This window comes from Luteimonas huabeiensis HB2 (assembly GCF_000559025.1).
Classification (GTDB): Bacteria; Pseudomonadota; Gammaproteobacteria; order Xanthomonadales; family Xanthomonadaceae; genus Luteimonas; species Luteimonas huabeiensis.
In genome coordinates, this window is sequence record NZ_JAAN01000012.1 from 49,008 (window position 1) to 76,001 (window position 26,994).

Consider the following 26,994-nt stretch of genomic DNA (forward strand, 5'->3'; position numbering starts at 1 on the left):
AATGAAGTTCAGGAAATCGTCGGCCCCCTCTGTCTCCCAATCTCCCACGACACGCCACCGCCGCGCACCGTCGCGGCGAGCTGCTGTCCCAGCCGCTGTTCGATCACCGGCTTCCAAGGGACAAGACTGAACCCCACGCCGTCATCGAGCATGGCGTAACGCCCGCTGGCGAGCATGACGGAGCGGCGGTAGATGCCGACTACGCGCTGACCGTCTGCCGGCGGGCGATGCTCCAACCCGGTTTCAGCGGCAATGTCCTTGGCGGCCTGCGCCAGTTCCCGATTGCGTAGCGTGCCCAGCAGGTTGCCCGCCAGGATCACGCGCTGCCCGCGCCGGTCGGCCAGCCCCTGTTCGGCCAAGAAGTCGGCACGCTGCCGCAAGGTGTTCTTGACCTCGCGGCCAAAGCCCAGGTCGCCCAGCCCCTTGCCGCCGCCGATCAACTGCTGATCCAGCCAGGTCGCGCCGATCACCCGCGCCTGCCGCTCGATCGGCAGGTGCGATTTCAGTTCTACCGCCACCCCGCCCAGGCGCTGGGCGTCGTACTGGCGGCCCTGTTCGGTCAGGTCGCCCGGCACCTTCCATAGCCCCTCGGCGACGCGCTCCACGATGCCGGCCCGGCGCAGGGCTTCGAGGCGGCGGACGTGGGCCGCGACGACTTCCTGCGGATCGCGGCCAGATACGGCCTGACCCTGCGCTATGGCCAGGTGATGGTCGGTGCGGTACAGGCCATCGCTCGCCAGCGCGGCGATGTTCTTGTCGGCTGCGCGCACGTCGGCCGATCCTTTCACTTCCACCACGGCGCCGGTGGGATAGTTCGCCAGCTCGTCGCGGGCGTTGAGCGCGACGTAGTGGGCCTTGCCGTCCACCCCGTCGATGACCAGATAGCCCCGGTCGCGCAACTCGTCGGCCAGCCCCTTCGCGACCACGCGGCCGACGATAGTGCGGCCATCGTCGCCCGGCTCGAACACCGCCAGCTCGCGTGGCTCGCCGCGCATGGCCCGCTGCATGGTGCGGATGATGTCGCCACGCTCGCCCAGGGCGCGCAGGGTTTTTTCCGCATCGGCATGGACGGCCCAGGTGCCGGGCTGCATCTCGTCGGCCAGGCCCAGGCGCTGCAAGCGTTGCAGCCGGCCGATAAGCAGCAGGCGCTGGCGTTGCAGCCGGGGTTCGTTGAGCCGTTCGACATGTACCCGGCCATCCTCGCCGGCCTCACGTTGCAGCGCGCGGTCGAGGCTCGTCCACCGCTCCTGATCCACCTCGCGCGTCAAGGTCTGCTGGATCTCCAGCTCGGTGCGCGGCCCCAGCCATTCGGTCGCCAGTTCGGCGGCGCGATAGCGGAAGCCGTCGGCGATGTAGTCGCCGGCGATGATGAGGTCTTTGCCGGTGTCGTCGCGCCCGCGCACGACGATGTGCGTGTGTGGGTTGTCGGTGTTCCAGTGGTTGACGGCCACCCAATCGAGGCCCGTGCCCAGGTCGGCCTCCATGCGGCCCATCAGGTGCCGCGTGTAGGTGCGCAGGTCTTCCAGTTCCGCGCCATCCTCGGGCGAGAGGATGAAGCGGAAATGGTGCCGGTCATCGGCGCAGCGCTCCTTGAAAGCATCCAGATCGGCGGCATCGGTCTGCGGCCCATAGGCCCGGCCCGGCTCACCATCACGGCCCACACCATCGCGCTCAACGTAGCGCAGGTGCTTGGCGAGCGACTGCGGACTGGCCCGCTGCTGGTTGACCAGCAGCGTCTTGATGGTCACGCGCCGCGACATGGGCGTGAGTTTCGCCCCGGCGAAGCGCGCCGCCGTGTGGCCGCGCCCCAAGCGCGAGCCGGGCCGCTGGCCGGCGCCCTTGCCGCTGCCGCCAGGACGGCGCACCGTGGACTTGCCGCCGCTGGCCTTGCCCGCCTGCTTGAGCACCTTGGAAACGAAGCCCTGGCCCCGGTTCTTCGGGGCGCTGGGGTGGATGCGGAAATCATCGTCGCGGCGGTCGGTCATGGCCGCGTTCCTTGCAAGCTCTGGCGTGTCCGGTCGTGCGAAGCACGCAGACATGCCCGCATCGGCGCGGGCTTCGCGCCACAAGCGGCACGGCGGCGAAGCCGCTCCGTGCCGCGCAATCCCCATGTGCAGACTGGCTTTCGACGCGGCCCGGTGCCGCGTACTTTTGTCTTGCCTTCCGCCTTTGCCCCTCGCTGGCGCTCCGGGCAGCGGCGGCCCGGCGGCGCTGCTGCGTGAGCAGCCAGCGGGTCGGCGAACGCGAATACGGCCACAGGCCGGGCGCGTTCGAGGCAAGACGCCTGCACGTTGGACGGCTGCGCCGAAGGCAGCGCGAAGTGCAGCGCGGATGCGCTCGCACTGCACGCGCGACGACACGGCGACGGCCAGCAGCACGACACACCCGATGACACGATGAGATGCACGGCAGCGTGCAGCGAGTCGGCGGCCATCATGGGCGGGATTCCAGCCAGACCGGATGCGCGACGCCGATCACGGCGGACCTGCTGACCGGCCCGAAATACCGGCTGTCGAACGATGCCGGGTTGGTCACACTCAAGAGGAACAGTTCGGCGGGTTCAAGGTGACGGCATTGCTGCCAGGATGGCAGCGGCCGGGCCCAGCGGTCGGCGGGTAGCACGGCGGCCGAAGGCACGCCGTCGATGCGGACGATGCGACCGGTGATGCACACCTCCTGCGGTGCAACGGCGCCCACGCGCTTGAGCAGCGGCACGCGCGCCGGCAGGTAGCCGCGCTGCGCGGCCAGCGTGGCAGCGTCTGGCGGCAGCGTGGTCAGAACGATGCTGCCCACGGACAGAGGACGTGGCAGCGAGCCGGTATCGTGGCCCAGCGGATCGACGCGATACCAGCCGACCGCCACACTGTCGGACGGGTTGTAGATCAAGCGCGGCAGCGGATGCACGAAGGACGCCCAGGCCAGCGCAGCCAGGCCGCAGGCGGACAGGCCCGCCAGCACGAGGCGAGCGCGCAGGCGCGAGCGAGGACGCGGCGCGGTGCCGGCAGTGGAAACGGCGGTCATGGCAGTGCCCTCGCAGTCAGCCAGGCGGCGTGCCGCTCGGCGGTGTATTCGGGCAGCGGCAGGCGGGCAGCGAGCCGGTTGGCGAGCGTGCGCCAGTACGCCGGCGAGACGCTGACGGGCGCGATGCCCAGCGCCTCGATGGCGTCGATGCGCTCCAGCACGGCGCGCACTTGGTTCTCCCCTTCGGCGTGGAGTAGCAAGCGCGCGCCCGGCTGCACGCCGGGGATGCGCTGCGCCGCATCGAGCGTCGTGCAAGCCTGCATCACCATGAGCTGCCAGCGGATCATGCCGTAGTCGTTGGCCTGCCAGCGGATGCGGCAGAACATGGCACCCGGCAGGAACACCGCGCAGCGCCGCCAGCGGTCGAGCTTAAGCGTGCGCGCGGGTTCGCCGAAGCGCAGGTAGAGCTTGAAGCGCGGTTCGATGTAGGTCAGCGCCACGCGCGTCAGTGGCGCGCAGGCAGGCTGGCCGGAAGGTGCTGCGAGCGCAGCCGTGGCCGCGAAGGCAACAGGCGCGGGGGCAGGCGAAGTGGATGCAATCATGGGGTGTTCTCCCTGCTTTGCTCGGGAAACTCCCGCTCCAACAGACCGCGCAGCAGGTCGGCCACGGTCACGCCTTGCGTGAAGGCCGAAACCTTGATGCGAGCCCGCATCGCGGGCGTGATGTCGAGGGTCAGGCGAGCCGTGTACAGGTCGCCCTTGCCCAGCGCATCGGCGTCGCCCTGGCGAATCCACGCCTCGGCGTGCGGATTCGCAGGCGGACGCGCGCCAATGCCGACACGCTTGGCCGTGCGTTTGTTGTTCGGTGGCGGCTTCGCAGTCATGTCGGCCACCGCAGCAGTTCATCGACCAGGGCGGTGACTTCACGGGCGGCGGCGCTGTCCGGCGCCGTCTCGCGGGCCAGCCGACCAGCGGCCACGCTGTCGGCGAACACGATGCGCTGATGCACTTCCGCGCGCAGCGCGGGAAGCGGCTGGTCGGCGAGCGCCTGACGCGCTTCGCGCCCGATCACGGTGGTGCTGACGCGCCGGTTGATGACGAAGGCTGCGGCGAGCAGCGGCCGGAACACCTGCGCCTCGCGGATCAGCGCCACCATCTCGGCGCTGGCCCACAGGTCGTAGGGACTCGGCTGCACGGGGATCAGCACGCGCTCGGCCGCCAGCAGCGCGGAGCGCGCCAAGGCGGCGATGCGCGGCGGGCCGTCGATGACGACGTGATCGGCCCGCCTGGCGAGTTCTGGTGCCTCTTGGTGCAGCGTTTCGCGTGCGAGGCCCACGGCGCTGAATAGCCGTGGCAAGCCTTGCTGGCTTCTGCGCTGTGTCCAGTCCAGCGATGAACCCTGTGGGTCGGCGTCCAGCAGGATGACGTGCTGGCCCCTCAAGGCCAGCTCGCCGGCGATGTGCGTGGCGAGCGTGGTTTTGCCGACGCCGCCTTTCTGGTTGAGCAGCGCAACGATCATGGCCTGGCCCTCCGTGTTGGAAAGCCGGGCTTTTGCTCCTGCGCTTGCGGCCGCGTGGCGGTTGTCCACCGTGGCGCGGCGCTTCTACTAAAAGTTAGAGAAATTAAGTTAGGGAAGTTAGAGCGCGCGCAAACCCAATGCTGGCGCGGATTTGCGGCCGATCGGCACGCCTGATAGCACGATAGGCCCACGCCTGATAGCACGATACCCCGCACGCCTGATAGCACGACGCCATCCACAGGCTTTCCCGGAGTTATCCCCGTGCCGTATGCGGCACGGGCCGGAAGGTCAGCAGCTCCATGCCGTTGTCCGGCATCCGCTCGATGCCCAGGACGTAGCCGGGCAGCGACTGCCGCGCTACAAGCGCGCGCAGGTCGCAGGCGAAGTCGTAGGGCTTCGCGGTACTGCCCGATTTCCGGTGCAGGTAGCGAAAGTCGAACTGCCAACCGTATGCCTGCTTGCCGCCGTGCTTGCGCACCAGGCGGTACAGCCACCGCTCGATGCCCCCAGTGAGCCGGAAGTACGCCGGGTCGATGGTCAGCACCAGGGCGGCGTCGAGCACGCCGGCAAAGAACCAGTCCGGCAGGATCAGCTCGATGCCCAGCGGCGTGCCGCGGGCGTCGGCCAGTTCCTTCCATTCGTTGATCCACGAGAAGCGGTGCAGGCGCCGCCCGGTCGTCTCGCGGATGGACGTGGCCACCGTGGTCGATTGGAGGCGATCCAACGCGGCCTTGAGGCGCTGGTAGTCGCGCAGCGACTTGCCGCGCCCGATGAAGCGCAGGATCTCGTAGGGCGTGGCGCGCATCAGCCGCGACGGCCGCAGGCCTGCGTCCTTTGCCTCCACGATCTGCGAGGCCGCCCATATCAGCACGTCTGCATCCCAAATCGTGGCGATGCCATGTTCCTGCGTGCCTTCCACGCGGATCGTCACGTTGCCCGCGCGGAAGTCGATGGGCTTGACCCGCTTGGACTTGGCGAGCGAGAAGAACGGATAGGCCATCAAATCCTGGCTGTCGCGCGGTGCCATGTCGCCGGGCAAGGCGCGGAACAGGTCGAGCTGTTCGCGCTCCTGCAACGGCCGCTGCCGGGACGGCAGCGCGATGCTGGACATAGCGATGGCCTGCCGCGCGCCGCCGATCAGCGCGCACGGCTGTCGGCCGAGTGGTGCTCGGCGTATTCGGGATCGGAAGTCGTCTCGAAACTGCGGTCGGCGGCCCAGGCGTCGAGGTCGGCCACGGCGTACATGACGCGGCGGCCGAACTTGCGAAAGCGCGGGCCGCCGCCGATCACGCGCTGCTTTTCCAGCGTGCGCGGCGACAGGCGCAGGTACTCGGCGGCTTCGTCGTTGGTGAGATAGCGTTGGGGCTGCGCGGCAGCGGTCGAGACAGTGGCGGCAGGCCGCAAGGGAGCGGGACGCATGGTGTGAACCTCCATCGGTTGAAAGCGCCCGGCCACACAGCGCGACCGGATGGAGGCAGTCTCAAGAAGCGAGGGGTTTTGGATCAGGGCCGTTTTGCGTCCACATCAAAACGACCCTTCTCAAGCGGCGGAAGCTGTGCTAACCGGCGGTAGCCGCCGCGCATCAACGCATCGCCGCGATGCACTAGGCGGCGCACCTTGGAGCGCAGCCCGCCATCGCTGTACCAATCGGCTGCGGCATCTACGCCGAACAGTCCTTCCGCGACTTCACGTAAGGACGCGCCCGCCAGGGTCGCGTCGAGCGCCTGCAAGCTGTGCAGTTCCAGCAGCGCGGTAGGTGTCGGCCTGGGCTTGGCGGCTGCCAGTGCCGCGTGGAGCACATGAGCAGGCGCGGCAGCGTCGCCGCGGTGGGCATAGGCCACGGCCATGCCGTCTTCCAGGCCGGGCGCGAGCGTGAAGCGCAGGCAATGACCTGGGCTGCGTGCGATCAGCGCCAGCCCTCTGCCGTCATGGAGCAGTTGCTTGTGACCGGGGATGCGCCAGAACGCGAAGGTCGCCGCATCCTGTGGCGGATCGGCATCGGGGTAGAGCTGCACCACGGCGGCATGGCCGGGCAGCCAGGCCGGATGCGCGTCGCGCGCATCGAGCGCCGGGTCTTCCAGTAGGCGCAAACCCCAGCGATGCGCCGTGTCTGGCCCGCGATGACGGCGAAGCCAGTCGAGCCGGTAGTCGGGATGCCTGCGCAAATACTCCCAAGCGAGCGCGAGCGCATCCAGCCAAAAGACATACAGGTATGCGGCAGTCGGATACCAATGCGCGAGGTGATGAGGATTGACCATGACGCCTCCTCCTGCGAACAGGACTCGCCGCCACGGAAGAACTACGCGCTACATCGCCATCGTCAGAGCGTCATGGGTTAAAAAGGCGAATGGGGTTGTCAAGACCGATTGGCTCCGATGTGTTGCGATATTCGTCTCAATGATGCGGCGGCAGCGCCCCGAACTTGGAGTGCTGCACAGGCCAGCCTGCCGCAGCCCGTGCTGGGCATCATGTCTATTTGGATCAGACTGGTCGGGCTACGCCGCAAGAATGCTGATTAAGACCTGCCCGGTATGACGCCAGACTGAAAAAGTCACAGTCGGCCGTATTCAGTCCGGGATTGCGCCGTCGCGCTCGGCCAGCCGGGTGTACTCCGACAGCGTGCGCGTGGGGTGGAAATAGCGGTCGCGCAGCACGGGCTGCTGGCGCGGCCCGACGATGCCGGCCAGCTCGGACAGCTTGACGGTTCCCTGCGCCGGCATCCCGATTCCCAGGTCGATGAGACCCCAGGCGGTATCGCCATCGGCGGGATCGAGCGCAGCCAGCAGCCAGGTCACATGCGCGTCCGGCGTGAACAGCCGCACCACGGGCACCGGGTCGATGGCCCGGCCAGCGGCACGGGCCTCGCCGTTGGCGAGCAGTTGCGCGCGCTCCGGGGCGGTGGCGAGTGGCTGCGGCATGGTCGGCAATCCCACAAATCCAATGATGCACGAATGCGGTTTCACGCCAAAGCGCAGAACCGCCAAACCGGATTTACGCCTTCGTGCGCAAGCACGGATGCGGTTCCGTGACTTTGCCGGAACCTGCCGATGCGGATTTCCGTAAAGGCATAAAAACGTAGAACACCAAATGAACACTATAGATTGTAGCCCTATAGGGCGCAATGGGCTGTCATCTTGGTTTTTCGAGGAAAACCATAGGTGGCGGCTGGGAACTCATTGGCGAAGGCGTTGAAGACAGTCAGGAAGGCGCGTGGCTTGAGCCAGGAAGCCTTCTCTGACGTGTCCAGCCGTACCTATATGAGTACCCTGGAGCGCGACCTGAAAAGCCCGACCCTGCACAAGTTGACCGAGCTGTGCGAGGTGATGGAGATCCACCCGCTCACGCTGCTGACGCTGGCCTTTGCGGGCGACAACCCGCGCAAGGCCGACGAGCTGCTGGCGCAGGTGCGCCGGGAGCTGGAGGCGGTGTTGAGCGAACGCGATGCGGCGAAGCCGCGCGCGTGATGCGGTGATGTGCTGCGAACAGCAGCACAGCGCCCCGCCGCAATGGGCGGGGCGCTGCGGCGGTCACGCCGCCTTGGGCTTGCTGCGCGACCAGATCAGGTCGTGCGTACCGTCCTCGTTCTCGATCAGGCGGGCATAGACCGTCGCCGGGAACGAAGGATCGTCGAGGGTCACGGACAGGTAGTCGCGCCCGGCCTCGCTGGTCTTCTTCCACGCCGCGCCGATGTCGTGGCCGGCCGCCTGAAGGCGGAAGTCCGGGGCGTTCTCGGTGTCGCCCTTGTCGTTGGGAACCAGCTTGACCTTGACGTTGAGCGTCAGGGTGCGAAGCGTGCCGGTGAAGCCGTCTTTGTCGGTGGTGAAGGTGCCGATGTTGGCCATGATGTTTTCTCCTTTCGGTTGAACAAGGTTCGCGCCCATCGCGTCCTTGTTGTGATCCGGCCGGCGGGGGACGGGCTGGCTGCACCGCTTGCGGTCGCAACGCAGTGGAGAGCCGGGAGGCGAAAAGAATTTGCTGCGCGAGGAAGCCGCGCAGCGGCGGGGAAATTGTTTTCGCCGGACGGTTGTAGCCATAAGCCCGAGGCGCAGCCGCGCCCTCGCCAGGATTCACAACGAGACAAGGACGCCTTGGGTCGAACCGCTCCGAAAGGAGATGGGGCCGGCTCGGCATCCCCGCACGAAGGCTTCTGCGGCTCGCCCACTGACGCGGGCCAGGTCAACCACCCGACGACAGGCGAGAACGCCCCCGCCGCACCTTGCGGCGCCGCTCTTGAGGCGTGGCGTGGAAGCTCCATAGCGATGCCGGGCGGGTTGTCCGTGAACCGTCCTTCGTGACGTGATGGGCAGGAATCACCAGCGTTGAGGACGGCACGCACCTGCACAACCTGTCGCAGCGAGCGCCAGCGTGTTCGCCAGCACTCCGTCCCCCATGGTGGTGTACGGGCACGACTGACCAATTGGAGTCGTGCACCACCTTGGTGTAAAGTGGTGCATCATCTATCCGACAGTGTTTAGGCCATGCCAGCAACAAAAGACATTGCTACCTCAAAGCCCAAGCGTGATTCGGCTCCGAGGGCGTCCGTGACCTTTCCTCCCGAGCTATACGAAATGCTCGAAGCCCTCGCCCGGAGCAAGAAAGTCTCTGTCGCGTGGGTCGTACGCGATGCTACGGAACGGTATGTCGCGGAACAGTGGCCGCTGCTGGGGAAGCCACAATGAGTTCCGTGCTAGTTGCCCAGCAGAGTGCCAGGGGACTTGCCGCCCGGCAGTCGTCCTTGCCGGGACTTTGCCCGGTCACGCAGGCTGTCGAAGTACTTGCAACCGACGCCGGCATCAAAGCGCGCGGTGCCGTATTTACACGCCGCGAAATCGTCGAGTTCCTCCTCGATCTCTGCGGGTATAGGGCCGACCGTCCGCTACACAAACTCAAGCTCCTTGAACCGTCGTTTGGCGGCGGGGACTTCCTGCTGCCGGCTATCGAGCGGCTTCTTGCAGCGTGGAACACCTCGAATGATCCGCGTATCCCCGTGAAGGCTCTGGCAGGCGCTATTCGTGCGGTCGAGCTTCATCGGGAGACCTTCACGCAAACGCGCGGCCAGGTCATCGACTTGCTGTCCCGAAGCGGCTTGACGGCTTCGCAATCCATCGCGCTGGCCGATGCGTGGCTGGTCAATGACGATTTCCTGCTGGCTGATCTTCCCGACCCCTTCGATGTCGTGATCGGCAACCCCCCTTATGTGCGGCAGGAACGGGTTCCCGATGTCCTGCTGACAGAATACCGCTCGCGCTACACAACGATCTACGACCGCGCCGATCTCTACATCCCGTTTATCGAACGGTCGCTGCGGTCGCTGACGAATGGTGGCGTTCTCGGATTCATCTGTGCGGACCGCTGGATGAAGAACCGCTATGGCGGGCCACTTAGGAACCTCGTTTCCGAGCAGTTCCATCTGAAAGTCTACGTCGATATGGTCGATACGCCGGCCTTTCATTCAGAGGTGATCGCCTATCCGGCCATCACCGTCATTGCGCGTGAGCGCGGCACAAGCACGCGGATCGCCCATCGTCCGCCCGTGGAGGCCAAGGCGTTACACGCGCTTGCGTTGGATCTGACTTCATCGCACCGCCCTGAAAAGGGTAGTGCCGTGCAGTTGATTGCCGGTGTGGCGAGCGGCGCGGAGCCGTGGATTCTCGATTCATCCGATCAGATGGTCATCATCCGGCGTCTTGAGGCAACCTTTCCTCTTCTCGAGGATACGGGCTGCAAAGTCGGAATCGGCGTTGCGACCGGAGCGGATAAAGCCTTCATCGGGCTGATGGACGAACTCACTGTCGAAGAGGACCGCAAGCTGCCACTCGCGATGACGAAGGACATTGCGGACGGCACCGTGAAGTGGCGCGGCCTGGGCGTCATTAACCCGTTCGCCGATGATGGCAAGCTTGTCGATCTCGCGCGCTATCCGCTGCTCAAACGCTATCTGGAGTTGCGGAAGGAGCAGATCGCCGGGCGGCATTGCGCGCAGAAAGTGCCTGCCAACTGGTATCGCACCATCGACCGAATCACACCGTCCATTGCCGAAACGCCGAAGCTCCTGATCCCCGACATCAAGGGGCAGGCCCACATCGTTTTTGAGGAAGGCAAGCTCTACCCTCATCACAATCTCTACTACATCACGGCGAGCCAGTGGGACTTGAAGGCGTTGCAAGCCGTCCTCCTTTCGTCCGTGACCCGGCTGTTTATCGCAACATATTCAACCAAGATGCATGGCGGCTTCCTGCGCTTTCAAGCGCAGTATCTGCGCCGCCTGCGTCTGCCGCGCTGGAGCGATGTGCCGCAGGCCCTCAAGACTGCGCTTATCAACGCAGCCGACGTGCGCGACCTCGCGGCCTGCAATGCGGCAACATTTCAACTGTACGGATTGAGCCGCCAGGAAAAGGCGGCGCTCGGCGGAGACGGGGACTAAGTTATGGCGCTTGATCTAGCGGACTATGAAACGAAAGCACGGGATGCTGTTATGGCGTTCTGGGGAAATCGAGAGAAGGCGCGGCAGAAGCAAGTCGAAGCTGGGGTCGTCGATCAGGGCGAGCGCGCCAGTGTCACCGGTGGCAAGAACATGGATGGATTCGTCGCGCTGATAAAAGACATAGTGCGCGCCAACGGCCTTGCTCATGCACAACTCCATTTGGAACGTCGCGTCCTCACACTGCCGGGATATTTCCGGCCGACAAAACTCTGGGACTTGCTCGTCCTGAATCAAGGCCGTCTCATCGCGGCCTTCGAGTTCAAGAGTCAGGTCGGGCCATCCTTCGGCAACAACTTCAACAATCGCACTGAAGAAGCCATCGGTACAGCCCATGATTTGTGGACGGCTTACCGCGAAGGCGCGTTCGGCGAACAGACCAAGCCCTTTATTGGCTGGCTGATGCTGCTGGAGGATTGCCCGAAATCTGCCACGCCGGTTCGGGACACGTCGCCGCACTTCCCGGTCTTCCCGGACTTCAGGGATGCGTCCTACGCTCAGCGCTACAACGTCCTTTGCCGAAAGCTGATGCAGGAGCAGCTTTACACGGTAGCGTGCATCCTGACATCACCGCGCACCGCTGCTACGACCGGCGACTATGCGGAGCTTTCCGAAATGACGGGGCTGCGCACCTTCGTAACGGAGTTCGCTGGGCACGTCGCAGCCGAAGCGTCGCGGACCTAAGAGGGATGCACCTTGCCTATCGTCCTAAACGCTTTCCCTCTCAAAACTCCAGAACTGGAGCTTGAAGCCCGCCAAGTCCCCTATGACAAGGAGACGCTGGATGGCTTTCGCGCGACGCACGGATCGACCCACTCGTTCCGCCGGCAGGGCGACAATATCCTGATCTTCTCGGGAGACGGCACCTTCCCCGTGTCCGGCACCCAGCAGGCTATCGCACTCAAGGACAATTTCGGCATCTTCTTTTCGCTGGTGAAGGACGGTCTGACGCGGCACTTTGCGGGTCTGGGCCGCAATCCCTCCGGCTTCAACCCAATCGAACTGGTAAGCGCCAGGCCAGAAGACAATCTTCTGGTTCCGATTCTGGGCGATGCTTACCCCTTCAAGGTCTGCGCTAAATACGCCATCGACACGCGCACCGTTCTGGGCCAGCCGTGCCTTGTCATTGATTGCACAACGCGCAGGGTGGTCAAGGAGAATGGCCTGTTCTTCCTCAATGCCGGGTTCGATCTCACGGGCCGTTACGTGGTCACGCAGCAGGAGGACGGATACAGGAAGCTCTTGGGCTCGGTGAACGCCCGCAAGGGCGAAACGCTCTTCATCACGCGGCCTGACGGCGAGGTCGTTCAGGCCGAGGCGAAAGACGTTTATCTGGAGGCCAGCCGCGAGAACTTCGATGCCTACATCCTGCATACGCACGACACGAAGAAAGACGCCATCGTCGAGGGTATCCGGCAATCCGTCTCCATCTTTAATGGCGGTGAGAACAAGAAAGCGCGCATCGACACGCTCAAGAAGTACATCCAGTCGAAGAGCATTACTCTGATCGACGGAACTCGCATCGAGATCGAAGATTCGCCCAACATTCAGAAGGATTGCGGGCAGATGCAGAAGCCGGTGTTCGTCTTCAACGACAACGGCGAAGCGGATTGGGCCGAAAAGGGCCTGACCCAGAGCGGCCCCTATACGAAGCGAACCTTCGATAGAAACGATCCCTCGATCTGTGTGATCTGCGCTCAGCATGACAAGGGTCGCGTCGAGCAGTTCGTCCGCAAGCTTCTCAAAGGCATCTCGAACAGCAAGTATTTCAGCAACGGCCTTGAAGGCAAGTTCACACTCGGAACGAGCCGCGTCGAAGTGTTCGCGACGGCGACCGACAGCGTGGAGGCGTATAAGAACGCCATCGAAACCGCGGTCCGGAAGAAAGCGGATGACGGCGGGCGGTGGGACTTGGCGCTCGTTCAAGTCCGGCAGTCCTTCAAGAAGCTCAAGGTCACGGAGAATCCGTACTATCTCGGCAAGAGCCTCTTCTTCCTGCATCAGGTTCCGGTACAGGACTTCACCATTGAGCTTCTATCGCAATCCGATTACTCGCTCGGCTACTCGCTCAATAATATGGCGCTGGCCTGCTACGCCAAGATGGGCGGCGTTCCGTGGCTGCTCAAATCCTCGCCGACGCTTTCCCATGAACTCGTCATCGGCATCGGCAGCGCGAACATCGGGCAGGAGCGCGGGGCCGATAACCAGCGGATCATGGGCATCACCACTGTCTTCTCCGGCGACGGCAGCTACATCGTCTCGAACACATCCAAGGCCGTCGTGCCGGACGCCTACTGCGATGCGCTGACCTCGGTGCTCGGTGAAACCATCGAGAAAATCCAGAAGCGCATGAACTGGCAGAAAGGCGACACGATCCGCCTGATCTTTCACGCGCAGGTCAAGAAATTCAACAAAGATGAGATCGCAGCCGTACGCGCCGTGATCGACAAGTACCGCGAATATCAAATCGAGTATGCCTTCGTGAAAATCTCGGAAGATCACGGGCTGCATATGTTCGACTCCGCGACGGCGGGCGTGCAGAAGGGGCGGCTCGCTCCCCCACGCGGGAAAACTTTCAAACTCTCCAAGCATGAAATGTTGGTCTATCTGATCGGCCAGCGCGAATTGCGGCAGGACACGGACGGGCATCCGCGCGGCGTGATCCTTGATGTTCATAAGGACTCGACTTTCAAGGACATAAAGTATCTGAGCGCGCAGCTCTACAGCTTCGCCTCGCATTCCTGGCGCAGCTATTTCCCGAATCCCATGCCGGTGACGATCAGCTATTCCGACCTGATTGCCCGGAATCTCGGATGGCTCAACCAGCTTCCGGGCTGGAACGACTCGGTGATGATCGGGAAGATCGGGCAATCCCAATGGTTTCTGTAGAAAAAGACAATGCGTACCAGTTGCGCGAACACCTGCACCGCAAGGTTGTTGAGAGTGCGCACGCTGATCCGTTCAAAGCCTGCTTTCTGCATTTCTTAGGATTGTCGAAGGACGCCCCATCATCCTTCGACTTTCCGGCGCTCTCCTTGTATCACCGCTGCGCGATTTCGGGCCTCGGCGTTCTGAACGAAACCGTCTCCAGCCCGGATGTATCGCGCCTGCTCGGGCAGGCCGCAAAGATCGACTCCACGCCGCGCCCATGGGTCTCGGACGTATTCGGTGTCATGGCCGTGAAATGGCTGGTCGGTCGAATGAACGATGCGCGTATCGCCCGCGAGTTCGAGAATTGGATATCCGGTTTCCTTGCGCAGCAGGCGGGCGGTGACCATCTCAATCTCTTCGAGAAAGATATCGCGGCGTATGTCCTCAGCGGCGAATCCTCCATCTATGCCGGCGCGTGCGTACCGCTCTTTCTTCACTACCGGACGATACGGCGGATCGACGATCACCAGAACCGCATGGCCCTGATCGGCCGTTTCATGGGCGAGTTCCGGGCGCAGGCGCAAGGCGGCGCATCAACGGCGCTCTTGAGTTTGATGGTTTACGTTTTCGACCAAGTTAATCAGGACGTGGCTGCCGTGCCGCCAAAAGGCTGGAGTCTCGATGATCTCTTGGAGTTTCTGGAGCATATCCCTGTTGGCCTCAAACGATGGACGTGGGAGGATGCAGGCCGCACCAGGGGCGCGGAGCCCGTCAAGTGGCCGGTAGAGAACGAATACCACGTCCAGAATCTTCTCTATTTCCTGCTCGGACCGATCTTCAATGACATCGCAGACGAAGTGAACCTCCAGCCCGTCGGACAGAAGAATCCGCGCATTGATCTTTACCTGCCCTCGCTCCACACGATCATTGAGGTCAAATACCGGAAGGACGTGAAGAAGTCCTTCCAAGCGCTTATCGGCGAGATTGCCGAAGACGCTTCGCTTTATCGCGCCGACGCGAAATACAAGGACGCACGGATCGTCAGTATCCTGTGGGACTGCACGCGCGCGACACAAGAACATGCCAAATTCAAGGAAGGTGTCTTAAAGATCGACGGAATTGATGGGTGTGTAGTAACTAACGCGCCCTCAACTATGAACTAGCGAAATTCAGGTTCTTGACGACACGGGGTCGCGAGCTTCGACACGTTTGCTTTGATCTTTGTGAAATGTGTGCAGCAAAATTGCTGCCGCTTTTTTTGAGGTGCAGAAAGGCCCCAGCTTGGTGCGCCGGGGCCATGTTACGGAATCACGCGGCCAGCGCCTCGGCGGGTTCATCCGCCATTGCCTCGTCATCCTCCGGGGCGTCCTGCTCCTGCGTTTCCTGCGGCGCAGCTTCCGGGCCTTCGGTCTTGAAGATGGCGGGCATCCAGCCCGTACCATCGGCCAGCCGTTCCGCCTCGCTGGCAATGTCGGCCTTCTTCAACTTCGCCAGCCGGGCAGCGTGCGACGGTGCGAACGCGCCCACGGCTTCCAGAATCGCGGCCTTCGGCACATGCTGGAAATACCCGTCTGCGGTGGGCCGCCACCATGCGGCCATGTCCAGCCCCACGGCCTGCGCCAGTTCCGCGCCCGGCTGGTGCGCCGTGGCGCGAGGCGTCACCACGTCCACGGTCGCCGCCACGCATACCGCCAGCAGCCGCACCAGTTCGCCTTGCTCCATCGCCAGCAGCGCGGCGAACAGTTCGGCGCTGTCCTGCGGCAGCGCTTCGCCCGCGACCTGCTGCAACTCGCGCAGGGCGACGGCGGCGGGCGATTCGGGCCAGTCGGGGGCCATGCCTTCCAGCCGGTCTTGCACTTTCAGGCTCACGCCCAGCGGCAAGTCGTGGCCGTAGTGGTTGTCCTGCAAGATGCTCTGCACCATGCCATGCACCAGCGGGCCTTGGGCTGCTCGGCGTCCTCGCCTTCGTCGTCGTTCCCGGCTTCGCCTTCCGCGCTGCCGAAACCCTGCCGCAAGCGTTCCAGCGTGCGCAGCGCCTTGGCTTCTGCCTCGCGCAGCAGCCCGCGATGAATCACGGCTTCGCCGCTGCGGTCGAGGGTGACGATGGCACCGGCCACGGCGCGCACGTCCGGGGCGTAGCCCTGCAAGGCTTCCTCCACGGCTTGCAGTTCCCCGGCAACCTGTTCGCGGCACGGTTCCAGCGCTTCGGTCTTCGGTTCGCGGCGCTGGCGCGGTGCGTTCTGGAACGCCTGCCGCTCGGCATAGCTCATGTGCGGCACGGCTTCCACCCACGCCCAACCCTCGGCGCGGATGCCATCGGCCAGCGCATCCAGCTTGCCGCGCACCAGCGTTTCCAGCAGCGCGGCATCGGTCAGGTAGGTTCCGGCATCGCCTTCCGCGAACAGGTCGCGGCGGATGCCGCCGCCTGCCTGCGTGTAGGCGTCCAGCCCGGCGAAGCGCACCAGCGGATGCGTGGCGTCGATTTCGCGTTCGGTCAGGCGTTCGCGCAGCGTGGATGCGCCACGCTGCCATTCGGGCGCACCGTAGAACGCGCTTTCCTGCGCGGCGTGGTCGTCGGTGATGGTCAGGGCCATCAACTGTTCCAGCGTGACGGCTCCGTCCCGGTAGTCGGCCAGCAGGCGCGGCGAGACGTCGGCGAGTTTGAGACGGCGCTGCACCACCAGCGGGGTCACGCCGAAGTCGGCGGCAATGTCTTCGATGGGGCGGCCTTCCTTGACCAGCGCGGCGAACGCCTCGAACTGGTCGGCCGGGTGCATCTGCTCGCGCAGCAGGTTTTCCGCGAGGCTGACGGTACGGGCCGAAGCGTCCGGCACCAGCAGGCAAGGCACCTCAAAGTCGGCGGCGATGCGCTTCTTCTTCGCCAGCAGCTTCAATGCGGTCAGTCGGCGGTCGCCGGCCACCACTTCGTATTGCTCACCATCGGCGGACAGGATGACAACGAGGTTTTGCAGCAGACCGATGCGGGCGATGCTCGCGGCCAGTTCGGGAATGGACAGGCGCGGGGTCTTGCGTGCGTTGCGCTTGGAGCGGCGCGGCAGCAACTGCGAGAGCGGAACCAAAATCAGGTTCTTGGTCGGGTCGGCCACTTCCAGCGGCGCGGCGGTTTCGATGGCGCGGGTTTCGATTTGGGTAACGGCGTTCATGGTGATAACTCCTTGCGGTTAGGGATGCAGCAGCGAGAGAAGCGGCAAGGGCTGCTGCCTGCCCCTGCCGCGTGGGGATTCAGGCTTTCAACTGGCGCATGCCATCGGCCAGCAGCCAAAGCGCACGATTGAGGCGGATGTTTTGGTCGATGCCCTGCACCGGGCGGGTTTGCTGGCGGCGTCCGTTGGCGCTGCGCCCGCGCAGGCCGCCTTGGGTCAGGTTCTCTTGCGTGCGGTTGAACACGCTCCACAAGTCCGGGCGGCGGTCGTCGAAGCGGCGCGGCATCAGGATTTGCGATTCCGTGACGGGCGCGGGCTTGTCGGGGTCGTCGTATTTGAGGGCCAGCGCGGCGCGGGCGAACACTTCGGATTCGCCATCGTTCAAGGTGATGGCGCGCATGGAATCGCGGGATTCCTGCACGCGGTTGAAGCCGCGCAAGACTTCGTAAGCGCCTTCGATGACGGAACCGGCCACGTCGCCTTTGTGGGGTACGCGAACATCGGCCACGGTGTCGCCGCAGACAAGGCCATTGCTGCACACGAACCGGAACATCCCGGCCAGCATCTGATAGCTGCTGGTGCCGTCATGCGAGTTCAGCAGGACGATTTCATTGGCTTCCGCGCCGTTGATCTGGCTGGCGTGGCGCAGGCGCAGCATGTGTTTGGTGTAGTCGCGGCGGTCGTCGTGGCGCACGCGGGTTTGCGCGGCCATGAAGGGTTCAAACCCTTCCTTGCGCAGTTCCGCCAGCACGGCGGCGGTCGGGATATAGGCGTACCGCTCGGAACGGCTTTCATGCGGGGCGTCCGCGAAGATGGATGGCGCGACCTTGCGGATTTGATCGTCGGACAGCGGGTAATCGCTGCGCAGCGACGGGGAACGGGAAGCGAATCGGGATGCGAGTTGCATTGCATTTCTCCTGACGAAAAGGGTTTGCTGTTCAAACCGCACACCGGATTCCTAGATTCGGAGCCCAGCCTTTCGGCTGTTCGGTGCGGTTGGCACGAGGAACCCGGTTGGCCCTGTTGCCACCGTCTTTCCTGAGTTCATCGCCCGCGACGGTCAGGAGCCCACGGACGTGGGCCGTCAAGGAGGAAAGCGGCAGGTAGGTGCGGCCCGCAGGCGCAGCCGAGGACACGGCCTGGCGCGCCTTGATGGCACGCGGACACGGGCTACAGTCGCGGACAAGGTGATGGAGTCAGGAAAGACGGCTGGACATGGCAACGGCCGTCCCTGTGTGCTGAACCGCACGGCAAGCGCAAGCGCGCAGGCCCGAAGCTGGAAGCCGGGCCGTAGGCGTCAGCCGAGCGGAGCGAGGGAACGATGGAAGCCCGAAGGGGGCGAGACGCCGCAGGCGGCTCGATGCGAAGCACGACAGCGCGACCGGCCATGTTTCTTGGCCGGGGACGCCCATGCAGTCGTGGAGATGCAGCGCGGATCTACTGTGGTGGACAAGCAGCCTTTGCGGCATCGGTATTGCCGCGCCGGCGCAGCCGGGGCGGCGGTGTTGCAGGGGCGCCAAGCGAAGCGCGGCGGGGATGTGCCGCTGGCACTTCCCCTGGAGTGCAAGCGCCAGCGCGCAGCGCCGCAGGCGCGAAGTCATTGGCACCAGGGCGCAGCAGAAAAAAGGTGCGCCGCCCCGCAGGGCAGCGCACCGGATGGCACTAGGTGCGATCAGGTCGCCGTCATCGTCTGCAACTGCTCGATTACGCCGGGTTCGACGAAGACGCACGGTTGGTCGGCCGCGATCGGCACGTTGAACACCTGTGCGAAGGCTTCGCGCTTGAGGTGCGCCAGGCGGCCCGTCCGGTACGCCTGTTCGGGCTTCACGCGGCCACCGCCCGCTGGCGAGCCGCTGCGCTGCGGGTCACACTCGACCAGGGCGACAAAGCCATCGTCGGACAGCTTCTGATGTTCGGGGCACAAGCCCCAGCCGGTTGCCGTGTGGCGCTCCATGCTCGCGCGCAGGCGGCGATCCAGCAGGATGGCGCCGGTGTCGAAGCGAGTACCGCAGACAAGGCAAACGTGTTGTTCAAGCGAAACGTGCGATTTGTCGTTCATGACGATCTCCGGTTGCTCGGGCGGAATTGCCCGGAACCGTCGTCAGCACGGCGCAGCGCAAGCAGTCAGGGGTCGCAGACGGCCGCCAGGACGCAAGCGCGCAAGGCGCGTGCAGCCTTTGACGGCGAGAACGCCGTGATACGGTGGAGGGACACAGCAGGACCGCCCCCAACGAGACACACCCACACCTGCCTTTGGCAAGTGCGCAGCACGCGCAGTCCCGCGAGGGGCGGAGCTGCGCCACCGGGCGCAGCAAAAAGGGGGCCGAAGCCCCCTCGATCAGATCAAGCCACGTTCGGCGAAAGACGTGGTGGTGCCGCCCGCCACGATGATGTGATCCAACGTGCGAACGTCCACCAGCGCCAACGCCTGCCGAAGCTGCGAGGTCATTGCCCTGTCGGCCGCGCTCGGCTCGGGGTTCCCGCTCGGGTGATTGTGCGAAATGATGACCGCCGCCGCGTTGAGCCGCAGCGCCTCCTTGACCACTTCGCGCGGATGAACCTCCGCGCTGTCGATCGTGCCGCGGAACATCTCGGCATAGTCGATCAGCCGATGGCGCGTATCGAGGAACAGCACCGCGAAGACTTCGTGCTCGAAACCGGCCAGCTTGGCGCGCAAGTAGTCCTTGACCGCCGCCGGCGAAGTGAACTCGTCACCGCGCTGCATCTTCTGGTCAATGACCTGGCGCGCGGCTTCGAGAATCTGGTCGGCCGATGCCTGACGGTAGCGCCCGTGCGAGTCACGCAGCATCAGCGGGGAATCGAAGGAAGGAATGGACAGTTGCGACATGATCGTGCTCCGGTTGCTCGGGCGGAATTGCCCGGAACCGTCGCCAGCACGGCGCAGCGCAAGCCGTCACAGGGGCGAAGACGGCCACGGCCGCAAGCGTGCGAGCACGCGCAGCCCTTTACGGCGAGAACGCCGTGGTAGGGTGAAAGGGAACAGCAAGACCGTCTAACCCCGCCCACACATGCCCGCATTCGGCAAGCGGAGCGCGCAGGCCCGGATCAACGAGCCGGGCCGGAGGCGTCAGCCGAGCAAGGCGAGGGAACGATGGAAGCCCGGATGGGGCAAGACTCGCGCAGCGAGGCTCGATGCGCAGCACGACAGCACGACGGCGGCACGCCGGGACGCCATGAGCCTCTGTGTGTTACTCGCTTGCACATTGATTCAATAAATGTTGTATTATCGAATCATGAATGAAGATCAAGCCGTTTCCGCCCTCGGCGCCTTGGCTCACACCCAGCGGCTGCGCGTATTCCGCGCCCTGGTGGTCGCCGGCCCCGAAGGACTGACGCCCAGCGTCCTTGCCGACCAGCTCGCCGTGGCCCGTAACTCCCTGTCCTTCCACTTGAAGGAATTGGCCCATGCCGGCCTCGTCACCATCGAGCAGCAGGGCCGCAATCTGATCTACCGCGCCGACTTCGCCCGGATGAACGGTTTGCTCGGCTACATGACCGAGCACTGCTGCCAAGGCGGTGTCTGCGAGGTTTCCGACACGACCACCCCCTGCGACTGCTGACGCCATGACCACCTACAACGCCTTGTTCATCTGCACGGGCAACTCTGCCCGCTCCATCCTTGCCGAAGGCTTGCTCAACGAGCTAGGCCAAGGTCGCTTCCATGCCTATTCCGCCGGCAGTCACCCAAAGGGCGAGGTGCACCCGCTGGCGCTTGCCACGCTGGAGCGGCTGCGCCTGCCGACAAGCGGCTACCGCAGCAAGAGCTGGGACGAGTTCGTGAAGCCCGACGCGCCGGTGTTCGACTTCATCTTCACCGTCTGTGACAACGCCGCCGGCGAGGCGTGTCCGCTGTGGCCGGGCAAGCCCGTGTCGGCCCATTGGGGCGTGCCTGATCCGGCCGCGGTCGAAGGCACCGATGAGCAGCAGCGCAAAGCGTTCTTCGATGCGGCGATCACGCTGCGTCGGCGCATCGAGCTGTTCCTGTCGCTGCCATTGCAGCGTCTCGATGCCATGTCGTTGCAGCGCGAGCTGCGCGACATTGGCCGCCAGTGAGGCTCACCCGATGACCGCAACCGATACCGCCGGCCCCGCGCCGGCAACCTCCGCCATGAGCGGCTTCGAGCGTTACCTGACGGTGTGGGTGGCGGTGTGCATCGTTGCCGGCATCGCGCTCGGCCAGTTCGCGCCGGGGGTGTTCCAGGCCATCGGCCGCATGGAGATCGCCCAGGTCAACCTGCCGGTCGGCGCGCTGATCTGGGTGATGATCGTGCCGATGCTACTGAAAGTGGACTTCGGCGCGCTCGGCCAGGTCAAGCAGCACTGGCGCGGCATCGGCGTCACGTTGTTCGTGAACTGGGCGGTCAAGCCGTTCTCGATGGCGCTGCTGGCGTGGATCTTCATTCGTCAGGTCTTTGCCGACTGGCTGCCGGATGACCAGCTCGACAGCTATATCGCCGGCCTGATCCTGCTGGCCGCTGCCCCATGTACCGCAATGGTGTTCGTCTGGAGCCGGCTGACCGGCGGCGATCCGGTGTTCACGCTCTCACAGGTGGCCTTGAACGACACCATCATGGTGTTTGCCTTCGCGCCGATCGTCGGCCTGCTGCTGGGCCTGTCGGCCATTACGGTGCCGTGGGACACGCTGCTGGTATCGGTGGTGCTCTACATCGTCATCCCGGTCATCCTCGCGCAGCTCTGGCGTCGTGCGCTGCTGCGCCGGGGCCAAGCCGTGTTCGATCGGACACTGGAACGCATCGGCCCGTTGTCGATCGCGGCGCTGCTGCTGACGCTGGTGTTGCTGTTCGCGTTCCAGGGCGAAGCCATCCTGCGTCAACCGCTGGTGATTGCCATGCTGGCTGTACCCATTCTGATCCAAGTGTTCTTCAACTCCGGGCTGGCGTACTGGCTCAACCGCAAGGTAGGCGAGAAGCACAGCATCGCCGGCCCCTCGGCACTGATCGGCGCATCCAATTTCTTCGAGCTGGCCGTGGCTGCCGCCATCAGCCTATTCGGCTTCCATTCCGGCGCAGCACTCGCAACAGTGGTCGGCGTGCTCATCGAGGTGCCGGTGATGCTGCTGGTGGTGCGCGTTGTTAACCGCTCGCGTGGCTGGTACGAACGCCGCGCGATCGCTTCATAATCTTCAAGGTCATCCCATGAGCACCATCACGATCTACCACAACCCCGCCTGCGGCACCTCGCGCAACGTGCTCGGACTGATCCGCAACAGCGGCGAAGAACCGACCATCATCGAGTACCTGAAAACGCCGCCCGACCGCGACACGCTCCAGGCGTTGATCGCCGCAATGGGCGTGCCGGTGCGCGCTGTGCTGCGCGAGAAAGGCACACCCTATGCCGAACTTGAACTGGGCAATCCGAAGTGGAGCGATGACGACCTGATCGGTTTCATGCTCCAGCATCCCATTCTCATCAACCGGCCAATCGTGGTCACGCCGCTGGGCACGAAACTGTGTCGGCCCTCGGAAGCCGTGCTCGATCTGCTGCCGCAGCCGCAGCGCGGCGCGTTCAACAAGGAAGACGGCGAGCCGGTGGTCGATCAGGACGGCCGCCGTGTCTGAATCCCGTCTCGACCTGCCGAACATCGACACGGCGCTGTTCCAGCAACCGGACACCGAACACCTGTTCGCGCCGGCACGGGCCACGCACGCGCCGCGCTTCCTGCTGCTCTATGGTTCGCTGCGCGAACGCTCGTTCAGCCGCCTCGCAGCCGAAGAAGCCGCACGCATCCTGCGGGCGCTGGGCGGCGAGACCCGATTGTTCAATCCGTCCGCGCTGCCTCTGGTGGACGATGCGCCGGGCGATCACCCGAAGGTCAAGGAACTGCACGAACTGGTGCAATGGGCCGAGGGCATGGTGTGGAGTTCGCCGGAGCGCCACGGCGCGATGACCGGCCTGATGAAGACCCAAATCGACTGGATTCCGCTGTCGGTCGGCGCGGTGCGCCCGACCCAGGGCAAGACGCTGGCGGTGATGCAGGTATCGGGCGGCTCGCAGTCATTCAACGCCGTCAACCAGATGCGCGTGCTGGGCCGCTGGATGCGGATGCTGACCATCCCGAACCAGTCCTCGGTCGCCAAGGCGTACCAGGAGTTCGACGAGACCGGACGCATGAAGCCCTCGGCCTACTACGACCGCGTGGTGGACGTGATGGAAGAACTGATGAAGTTCACGCTGCTCACGCGCGACGCGGCCCCGTATCTGGTGGATCGGTACAGCGAGCGCAAGGAAAGCGCCGAGGCGTTGTCCAAGCGCATGAAACAGGGGTCGATTTGATGCCAGAGCCGGCCATCGCAGAGCGCGACAGCGCCTGGCGCGTTTTTCTGGTGTTCCTGCGGCTGGGGCTGACCTCCTTCGGCGGGCCGATCGCGCACTTGGGCTACTTCCGCACGGAGTTCGTCGAGCGCCGCCGCTGGCTGGATGATCGCAGCTACGCCGATCTGGTCGCGCTGTGCCAGTTCCTGCCGGGGCCGGCCAGCAGCCAGGTCGGCATGGCGCTTGGCTTGGGCCGTGCTGGTGGGTGGGGTGCACTGGCGGCTTGGGTCGGATTCACGCTGCCCTCGGCGTTCGCGCTGATCCTGTTCGCCTACGGCATCTCCGAATACCACGGGCTCGCCGAAGCCGGCTGGGTGCATGGCTTGAAGGTTGTGGCCGTCGCCGTGGTGGCGCAAGCGGTGTGGGGCATGGCGAAAACGTTGTGCCCCGACCGGACCCGCGCCGCGCTGGCGATCCTGGCAGCGTTGCTGACGCTACTGCTGCCGTCTGCCTGGATGCAAGTCGTGGCCATCGCCATGACGGGCCTGATCGGCTGCTGGTGGCTGCAACTGCCGCCGCTTCCGGCAGCGCATCTGACCTCATATGCGGTGTCGCGGCGTACTGGCTCGATGGCGTTGGGCTTGCTGGCCGCGTTGCTGCTCGGTCTGCCGCTGTGGGCGGCGCCCAGCGGCTCGACGATGGCTGCGCTGATCGACGGCTTCTTCCGCGCCGGCGCGCTGGTGTTCGGTGGCGGCCATGTTGTGTTGCCGCTGTTGCAAGCAGCGACCGACTCGACCGGCGCAGTCGGCAATGCCGATTTCCTGGCCGGCTACGGTGCCGCGCAGGCCGTACCGGGGCCGCTGTTCACCTTCACGGCCTATCTCGGCACGGTGGCCGACTGGCCCTTGCACGGCTGGATTGGTGGGCTGGTGCTGCTGGTCGTGATCTTCGTGCCGGCCTTCCTCGTGCTGATCGGCACGCTACCGTTCTGGCAGCGGCTGCGCCACCGCCACGGCATCCAAGCTGCAATGGCGGGCATTAACGCGGGCGTGGTCGGCATCCTGCTGTCCGCGCTCTACGACCCGGTATGGACGAGCGCCATCCACGGACGCACCGATTTCGCTCTGGCCTTGGCCGCCTTCGGTCTGCTGGTCTATGGACGCTTGCCGCCGGTGCTGGTGGTCGTGCTGGCCGCCGTAGCGGGGCAAATCCTGTCTGCCTGATCCTGCGCAGAATCAGGGGGCTGCTGCGTCATGTACTTGGGTGTGGTGAGCATCAGGCGCATGCGGGTAGGCAGACCGGGTAGCTGTGATTCGGCACGAAGCGCGGGGCGTAGCCAGCCAACCCGACGACGGCACGCCGGGACGCGCGAATGCGGTCTGAACTACTCGGTGTCCTGCTTGCGTTGCTCAATCTGCAAGCGCGCTCGCTCGGTCGCCTGCTGCAACTTCTCGCCCAGCACCGCACGCGGCGGCAAGCTGGTCAGGTACTCGGCAACATGGATGCCCGACTTGTCCAGTTCCAGCAGTTCGATCTGCTCGCGCTTCTTGCCCGTGCATAGGATGATCCCCAAGGGCGAGGCTTCTTCCTGCTCGCGTTCATGCTTGTCGAGCCAGCGCAGATAAAGTTCCATCTGTCCCTTGTAGGCCGCCTTGAACTCGCCGATCTTCAACTCCACCGCCACCAACCGGCGCAGCTTGCGGTTGTAGAACAACAGGTCAAGGTGGAAATCCTCGTCGTCGATCGGGATGCGTTTTTGCCGGGCCACGAAGCTGAAACCCGCGCCCAGCTCCAGCAAGAAGGACTCCATTTCGCGGATGATCGCTGCTTCCAAGTCGCCTTCCTGCCAAGTGTCCCGCAGGCCCAGGAAGTCGAGGATGTACGGGTCGCGCATGACCAAGGCCGGCGACATGCGCTGCGCATCACGCAAGGTCGCCAGCTCCTGCGCGATCGTCTCGTCTGGCTTTTGGGACAGCGCCGTGCGCTCGTACAGCATCGAGTCGATGCGCTCGCGCAGCGTCCGCACGCTCCAGCGTTGGGTGCTGGCCATCTGCGCGTAGTAGTCCCGCTGGAGCGGGTCTTTCAGCGGCATCAGGGCGATGAAGTGCGTCCAGCTCAATTCTCGTATCAGTGATACGAGAATTCGCTCGTCGGGGAAGGTGGCAGCGAACTGCACCATCCGGCGCAGGTTCTGCTCGGCAAAGCTGCCGCCGTATTCCTTCACCAACTGCGCCGCCAGGTTCGGCAGGACTTCCTTGCCATAGGCACCCCTGCGCCCGTCCAAGACCTGCGACCGGATGCGCTGGCCGATGCGCCAATAGAGCATCGTCAGCTCGCTATTCACCGTCGAGGCGGCGCGCTTGCGCGCCGCCTCGATCAGTGCCCGAATGTCGCCCAGCAGCGCCGAAGGCGCTGCTGGCGCAGGAACGGATGCCTTGAGCCTGTTCATGCGATGGCCTCCTGGAGCTGCCGCGCGCCCGTGATGGCCTGGCGGCGGCTCGCCACCAGTTCGGCCGCATCACGCACCGGCTTGTCTTCGGTGTGGACGTAATGCATGAACATCGCCACGGTCTTGTGGCCCGTCAGCTTCATGCCTACCTTGGTCGGCACGCCCGAATTGGCAATGTCAGTCGTGGAGCGGTGGCGGATGCCGTGCGTGCCGACGTGCGGGACGCCGGCGGCCTTGAGCACCCGGCACCAGCCGCCGTAGTGCTCGCCAAAGGTCAGGTGCTTGGTCGGGTCGTTGGGTGACGGCAGGACGTAGGGGCAGCCCTCCCGGCGCGGTGCCGTCGAAAGCAGCCGATAGGCTTCCGCGCTCATGGGCTTGGAAAGGCCGCCGGTCTTGCTGTCGGGCCAGACCACGCGCCGGTTCTCCAGATCGACCCAAGCCCATTCGAGCGTGCAGATTTCGGAGCGACGGCCGGCGAACTCGAATTGCAGGCGGATCGCCAGCGGGATGACGTAGTTCTCCAGCCCTTCCGCCTCCAGCTTCTCCAGATGGCGGAAGATCAGCGCCAGCTCGTCGTCCACGATGAGCCGGGTTTCCTCGCCGGGCGGGTACATCGGGACATGGCGGCACGGGTTCGTGCCGTCCGGGCGGTAGCCCCACACTTCGGCCAGGTTGAACATCTTGCGCAGCACGCCGAAGGCGTTGTTCGCCTCGGCCGGCTTGTAGGCCAGCTTCTCCATCAGCCCGGCAATGTCGGGCCGCTTCACGTCCTGCACCTTCTTGCGGCCGATCAGCGGGACAATGCAGCGGTCGATGACGGCCTGATAGCCGCGCTGCGTGCTCGGCTTGTTGCGCTTCTTGGAGTAGTCCTCCATGAACTTCTTGCACAGCGCTTCGACCGTGGGCGCCTTGCGCGCCTCGGCCTTGGCGCCGCCGGGGTCGCCGCCTCGGCGAACCTCGGCCAGCCAGTCCTGCGCCATGACGCGGGCCTGCTCCACGGTCAGTTCCCCGAACAGGCCCAGCGAGGGCTTGCGGGGCTGCCCGGAGTTCGTGCGGTACTGGAGCATGAACACCCGGCGGCCCTTCGGGGTAATCTTGCACAGGAAGCCCGGCACCACGGTATCCCGTAGTTCGATGTCCTTGGCCTGGGGTTGCGCTGACTCTACGGCGGTTTTGGTGAGCTTGATCTTTGCCATGATGACTCCTTGGAACGACCCGAATTCCAAGAGCCAGATAGGAGCGGCGCGAGGGAAAAC

At 64.7% G+C, this 26,994-nt stretch carries 29 protein-coding genes; 12 read left to right on the top strand and 17 right to left on the bottom strand.

Features of this window, described 5'->3' with window-relative positions:
• Nucleotides 1-8: 8 nt before the first annotated feature.
• The 9 genes from Z164_RS0103305 to Z164_RS0103345 all read right to left on the bottom strand — a co-directional run bounded on the left by Z164_RS0103305 (nt 9) and on the right by Z164_RS0103345 (nt 7,397).
• A complete protein-coding gene (locus tag Z164_RS0103305; RefSeq protein ID WP_024889321.1) occupies nt 9-1,985 on the bottom strand; it encodes a relaxase/mobilization nuclease domain-containing protein in 1,977 nt (658 codons plus the stop codon).
• A gap of 448 nt (nt 1,986-2,433) precedes the next feature.
• Nucleotides 2,434-3,021: a S26 family signal peptidase gene (locus tag Z164_RS0103310; RefSeq protein WP_024889322.1), complete on the bottom strand. Its 588-nt coding sequence runs from the start codon at nt 3,019-3,021 to the stop codon at nt 2,434-2,436.
• Nucleotides 3,018-3,563 (bottom strand): DUF2840 domain-containing protein, encoded by a 546-nt coding sequence (locus Z164_RS0103315; RefSeq protein WP_024889323.1) that lies wholly within the window; start codon nt 3,561-3,563, stop codon nt 3,018-3,020. The genes Z164_RS0103310 and Z164_RS0103315 overlap by 4 nt, the downstream gene beginning before the upstream one ends.
• Nucleotides 3,560-3,844, bottom strand: a complete 285-nt coding sequence (locus Z164_RS0103320; protein WP_024889324.1) for a hypothetical protein — start codon at nt 3,842-3,844, stop codon at nt 3,560-3,562. The genes Z164_RS0103315 and Z164_RS0103320 overlap by 4 nt, the downstream gene beginning before the upstream one ends.
• A complete protein-coding gene (parA, locus tag Z164_RS0103325) occupies nt 3,841-4,479 on the bottom strand; it encodes a ParA family partition ATPase (protein WP_024889325.1) in 639 nt (212 codons plus the stop codon). The genes Z164_RS0103320 and parA overlap by 4 nt, the downstream gene beginning before the upstream one ends.
• 253 nt (nt 4,480-4,732) lie before the next feature.
• A complete protein-coding gene (locus Z164_RS0103330; protein ID WP_024889326.1) occupies nt 4,733-5,590 on the bottom strand; it encodes a replication initiator protein A in 858 nt (285 codons plus the stop codon).
• Between the two features lie 26 nt (nt 5,591-5,616).
• Nucleotides 5,617-5,898, bottom strand: coding sequence for a helix-turn-helix transcriptional regulator (locus Z164_RS0103335; RefSeq protein WP_003107109.1), 282 nt, complete (start codon nt 5,896-5,898; stop codon nt 5,617-5,619).
• Between the two features lie 83 nt (nt 5,899-5,981).
• Nucleotides 5,982-6,737, bottom strand: a complete 756-nt coding sequence (locus Z164_RS21675) for a DUF2285 domain-containing protein (RefSeq protein ID WP_081770043.1) — start codon at nt 6,735-6,737, stop codon at nt 5,982-5,984.
• 309 nt (nt 6,738-7,046) lie between these two features.
• Nucleotides 7,047-7,397 (bottom strand): DUF2958 domain-containing protein, encoded by a 351-nt coding sequence (locus tag Z164_RS0103345; RefSeq protein ID WP_024889328.1) that lies wholly within the window; start codon nt 7,395-7,397, stop codon nt 7,047-7,049.
• A 240-nt stretch (nt 7,398-7,637) separates the two neighbouring features.
• Between Z164_RS0103345 and Z164_RS0103350 the strand changes: the two genes are divergently transcribed.
• Entirely contained in the window at nt 7,638-7,943 is a 306-nt protein-coding gene (locus Z164_RS0103350) for a helix-turn-helix domain-containing protein (protein WP_024889329.1), read from the top strand.
• A 63-nt stretch (nt 7,944-8,006) separates the two neighbouring features.
• Here Z164_RS0103350 and Z164_RS0103355 read toward each other — a convergent pair whose 3' ends face one another.
• Entirely contained in the window at nt 8,007-8,321 is a 315-nt protein-coding gene (locus Z164_RS0103355; protein ID WP_024889330.1) for a DUF736 domain-containing protein, read from the bottom strand.
• 636 nt (nt 8,322-8,957) lie between these two features.
• On the opposite strand from Z164_RS0103355, the gene Z164_RS23520 reads away from it, so the two are divergent.
• The 5 genes from Z164_RS23520 to Z164_RS0103375 are packed head-to-tail and all read left to right on the top strand — an operon-like array spanning nt 8,958 to nt 14,994.
• Entirely contained in the window at nt 8,958-9,158 is a 201-nt protein-coding gene (locus Z164_RS23520) for a ribbon-helix-helix domain-containing protein (RefSeq protein WP_079761927.1), read from the top strand.
• On the top strand, nt 9,155-10,903 hold the full coding sequence (locus Z164_RS0103360) for an Eco57I restriction-modification methylase domain-containing protein (protein WP_201769561.1): 1,749 nt from the start codon (nt 9,155-9,157) through the stop codon (nt 10,901-10,903). Before Z164_RS23520 ends, Z164_RS0103360 begins: the two co-directional genes overlap by 4 nt.
• A 3-nt stretch (nt 10,904-10,906) precedes the next feature.
• On the top strand, nt 10,907-11,644 hold the full coding sequence (locus Z164_RS0103365; protein ID WP_024889332.1) for a PaeR7I family type II restriction endonuclease: 738 nt from the start codon (nt 10,907-10,909) through the stop codon (nt 11,642-11,644).
• A 12-nt stretch (nt 11,645-11,656) separates the two neighbouring features.
• Nucleotides 11,657-13,849, top strand: coding sequence for an argonaute/piwi family protein (locus Z164_RS0103370; RefSeq protein ID WP_024889333.1), 2,193 nt, complete (start codon nt 11,657-11,659; stop codon nt 13,847-13,849).
• Nucleotides 13,774-14,994 (top strand): PD-(D/E)XK nuclease domain-containing protein, encoded by a 1,221-nt coding sequence (locus Z164_RS0103375; protein WP_201769562.1) that lies wholly within the window; start codon nt 13,774-13,776, stop codon nt 14,992-14,994. Before Z164_RS0103370 ends, Z164_RS0103375 begins: the two co-directional genes overlap by 76 nt.
• 145 nt (nt 14,995-15,139) lie before the next feature.
• On the opposite strand, the gene Z164_RS23675 is transcribed toward Z164_RS0103375, so the two are convergent.
• The 5 genes from Z164_RS23675 to radC form a co-directional block, all read right to left on the bottom strand.
• A complete protein-coding gene (locus Z164_RS23675; protein WP_425477205.1) occupies nt 15,140-15,754 on the bottom strand; it encodes a hypothetical protein in 615 nt (204 codons plus the stop codon).
• Entirely contained in the window at nt 15,697-16,995 is a 1,299-nt protein-coding gene (locus Z164_RS19925) for a ParB/RepB/Spo0J family partition protein (RefSeq protein WP_425477206.1), read from the bottom strand. Before Z164_RS19925 ends, Z164_RS23675 begins: the two co-directional genes overlap by 58 nt.
• Nucleotides 16,996-17,074: 79 nt before the next feature.
• Nucleotides 17,075-17,902, bottom strand: coding sequence for a DUF932 domain-containing protein (locus tag Z164_RS0103385; protein WP_024889335.1), 828 nt, complete (start codon nt 17,900-17,902; stop codon nt 17,075-17,077).
• A gap of 765 nt (nt 17,903-18,667) precedes the next feature.
• Nucleotides 18,668-19,054 carry a hypothetical protein gene (locus tag Z164_RS0103390; protein ID WP_024889336.1) on the bottom strand — a complete coding sequence of 129 codons (387 nt, stop codon included), beginning with the start codon at nt 19,052-19,054 and terminating at the stop codon, nt 18,668-18,670.
• 279 nt (nt 19,055-19,333) lie between these two features.
• Nucleotides 19,334-19,843 carry a RadC family protein gene (gene radC / locus Z164_RS0103395; protein WP_024889337.1) on the bottom strand — a complete coding sequence of 170 codons (510 nt, stop codon included), beginning with the start codon at nt 19,841-19,843 and terminating at the stop codon, nt 19,334-19,336.
• Nucleotides 19,844-20,249: 406 nt separating this feature from the next.
• Here radC and Z164_RS0103400 point away from each other — a divergent pair, with 406 nt between their 5' ends.
• Genes Z164_RS0103400 through chrA form a run of 6 tightly spaced genes read left to right on the top strand, consistent with a single transcriptional unit; the run spans nt 20,250 to nt 24,512 of the window.
• A complete protein-coding gene (locus tag Z164_RS0103400) occupies nt 20,250-20,576 on the top strand; it encodes an ArsR/SmtB family transcription factor (RefSeq protein WP_043689205.1) in 327 nt (108 codons plus the stop codon).
• A 4-nt stretch (nt 20,577-20,580) separates the two neighbouring features.
• The gene (locus Z164_RS0103405) at nt 20,581-21,069 is read left to right on the top strand and encodes an arsenate reductase ArsC (protein WP_024889339.1); all 489 of its coding nucleotides are present in this window, start codon (nt 20,581-20,583) and stop codon (nt 21,067-21,069) included.
• 55 nt (nt 21,070-21,124) lie between these two features.
• Complete coding sequence (arsB, locus tag Z164_RS0103410) at nt 21,125-22,156, top strand: ACR3 family arsenite efflux transporter (RefSeq protein WP_425477208.1); 1,032 nt, start codon at nt 21,125-21,127, stop codon at nt 22,154-22,156.
• Between the two features lie 16 nt (nt 22,157-22,172).
• Complete coding sequence (gene arsC / locus Z164_RS0103415; protein WP_024889341.1) at nt 22,173-22,595, top strand: arsenate reductase (glutaredoxin); 423 nt, start codon at nt 22,173-22,175, stop codon at nt 22,593-22,595.
• Nucleotides 22,588-23,310: an arsenical resistance protein ArsH gene (gene arsH / locus Z164_RS0103420; protein ID WP_024889342.1), complete on the top strand. Its 723-nt coding sequence runs from the start codon at nt 22,588-22,590 to the stop codon at nt 23,308-23,310. The genes arsC and arsH overlap by 8 nt, the downstream gene beginning before the upstream one ends.
• Nucleotides 23,310-24,512 carry a chromate efflux transporter gene (gene chrA / locus Z164_RS0103425; protein WP_024889343.1) on the top strand — a complete coding sequence of 401 codons (1,203 nt, stop codon included), beginning with the start codon at nt 23,310-23,312 and terminating at the stop codon, nt 24,510-24,512. Before arsH ends, chrA begins: the two co-directional genes overlap by 1 nt.
• A 161-nt stretch (nt 24,513-24,673) precedes the next feature.
• On the opposite strand, the gene Z164_RS0103430 is transcribed toward chrA, so the two are convergent.
• Entirely contained in the window at nt 24,674-25,738 is a 1,065-nt protein-coding gene (locus tag Z164_RS0103430) for a PDDEXK nuclease domain-containing protein (RefSeq protein ID WP_024889344.1), read from the bottom strand.
• Entirely contained in the window at nt 25,735-26,934 is a 1,200-nt protein-coding gene (locus Z164_RS0103435; protein ID WP_024889345.1) for a tyrosine-type recombinase/integrase, read from the bottom strand. The genes Z164_RS0103430 and Z164_RS0103435 overlap by 4 nt, the downstream gene beginning before the upstream one ends.
• Between the last annotated feature and the right edge of the window lie 60 nt (nt 26,935-26,994).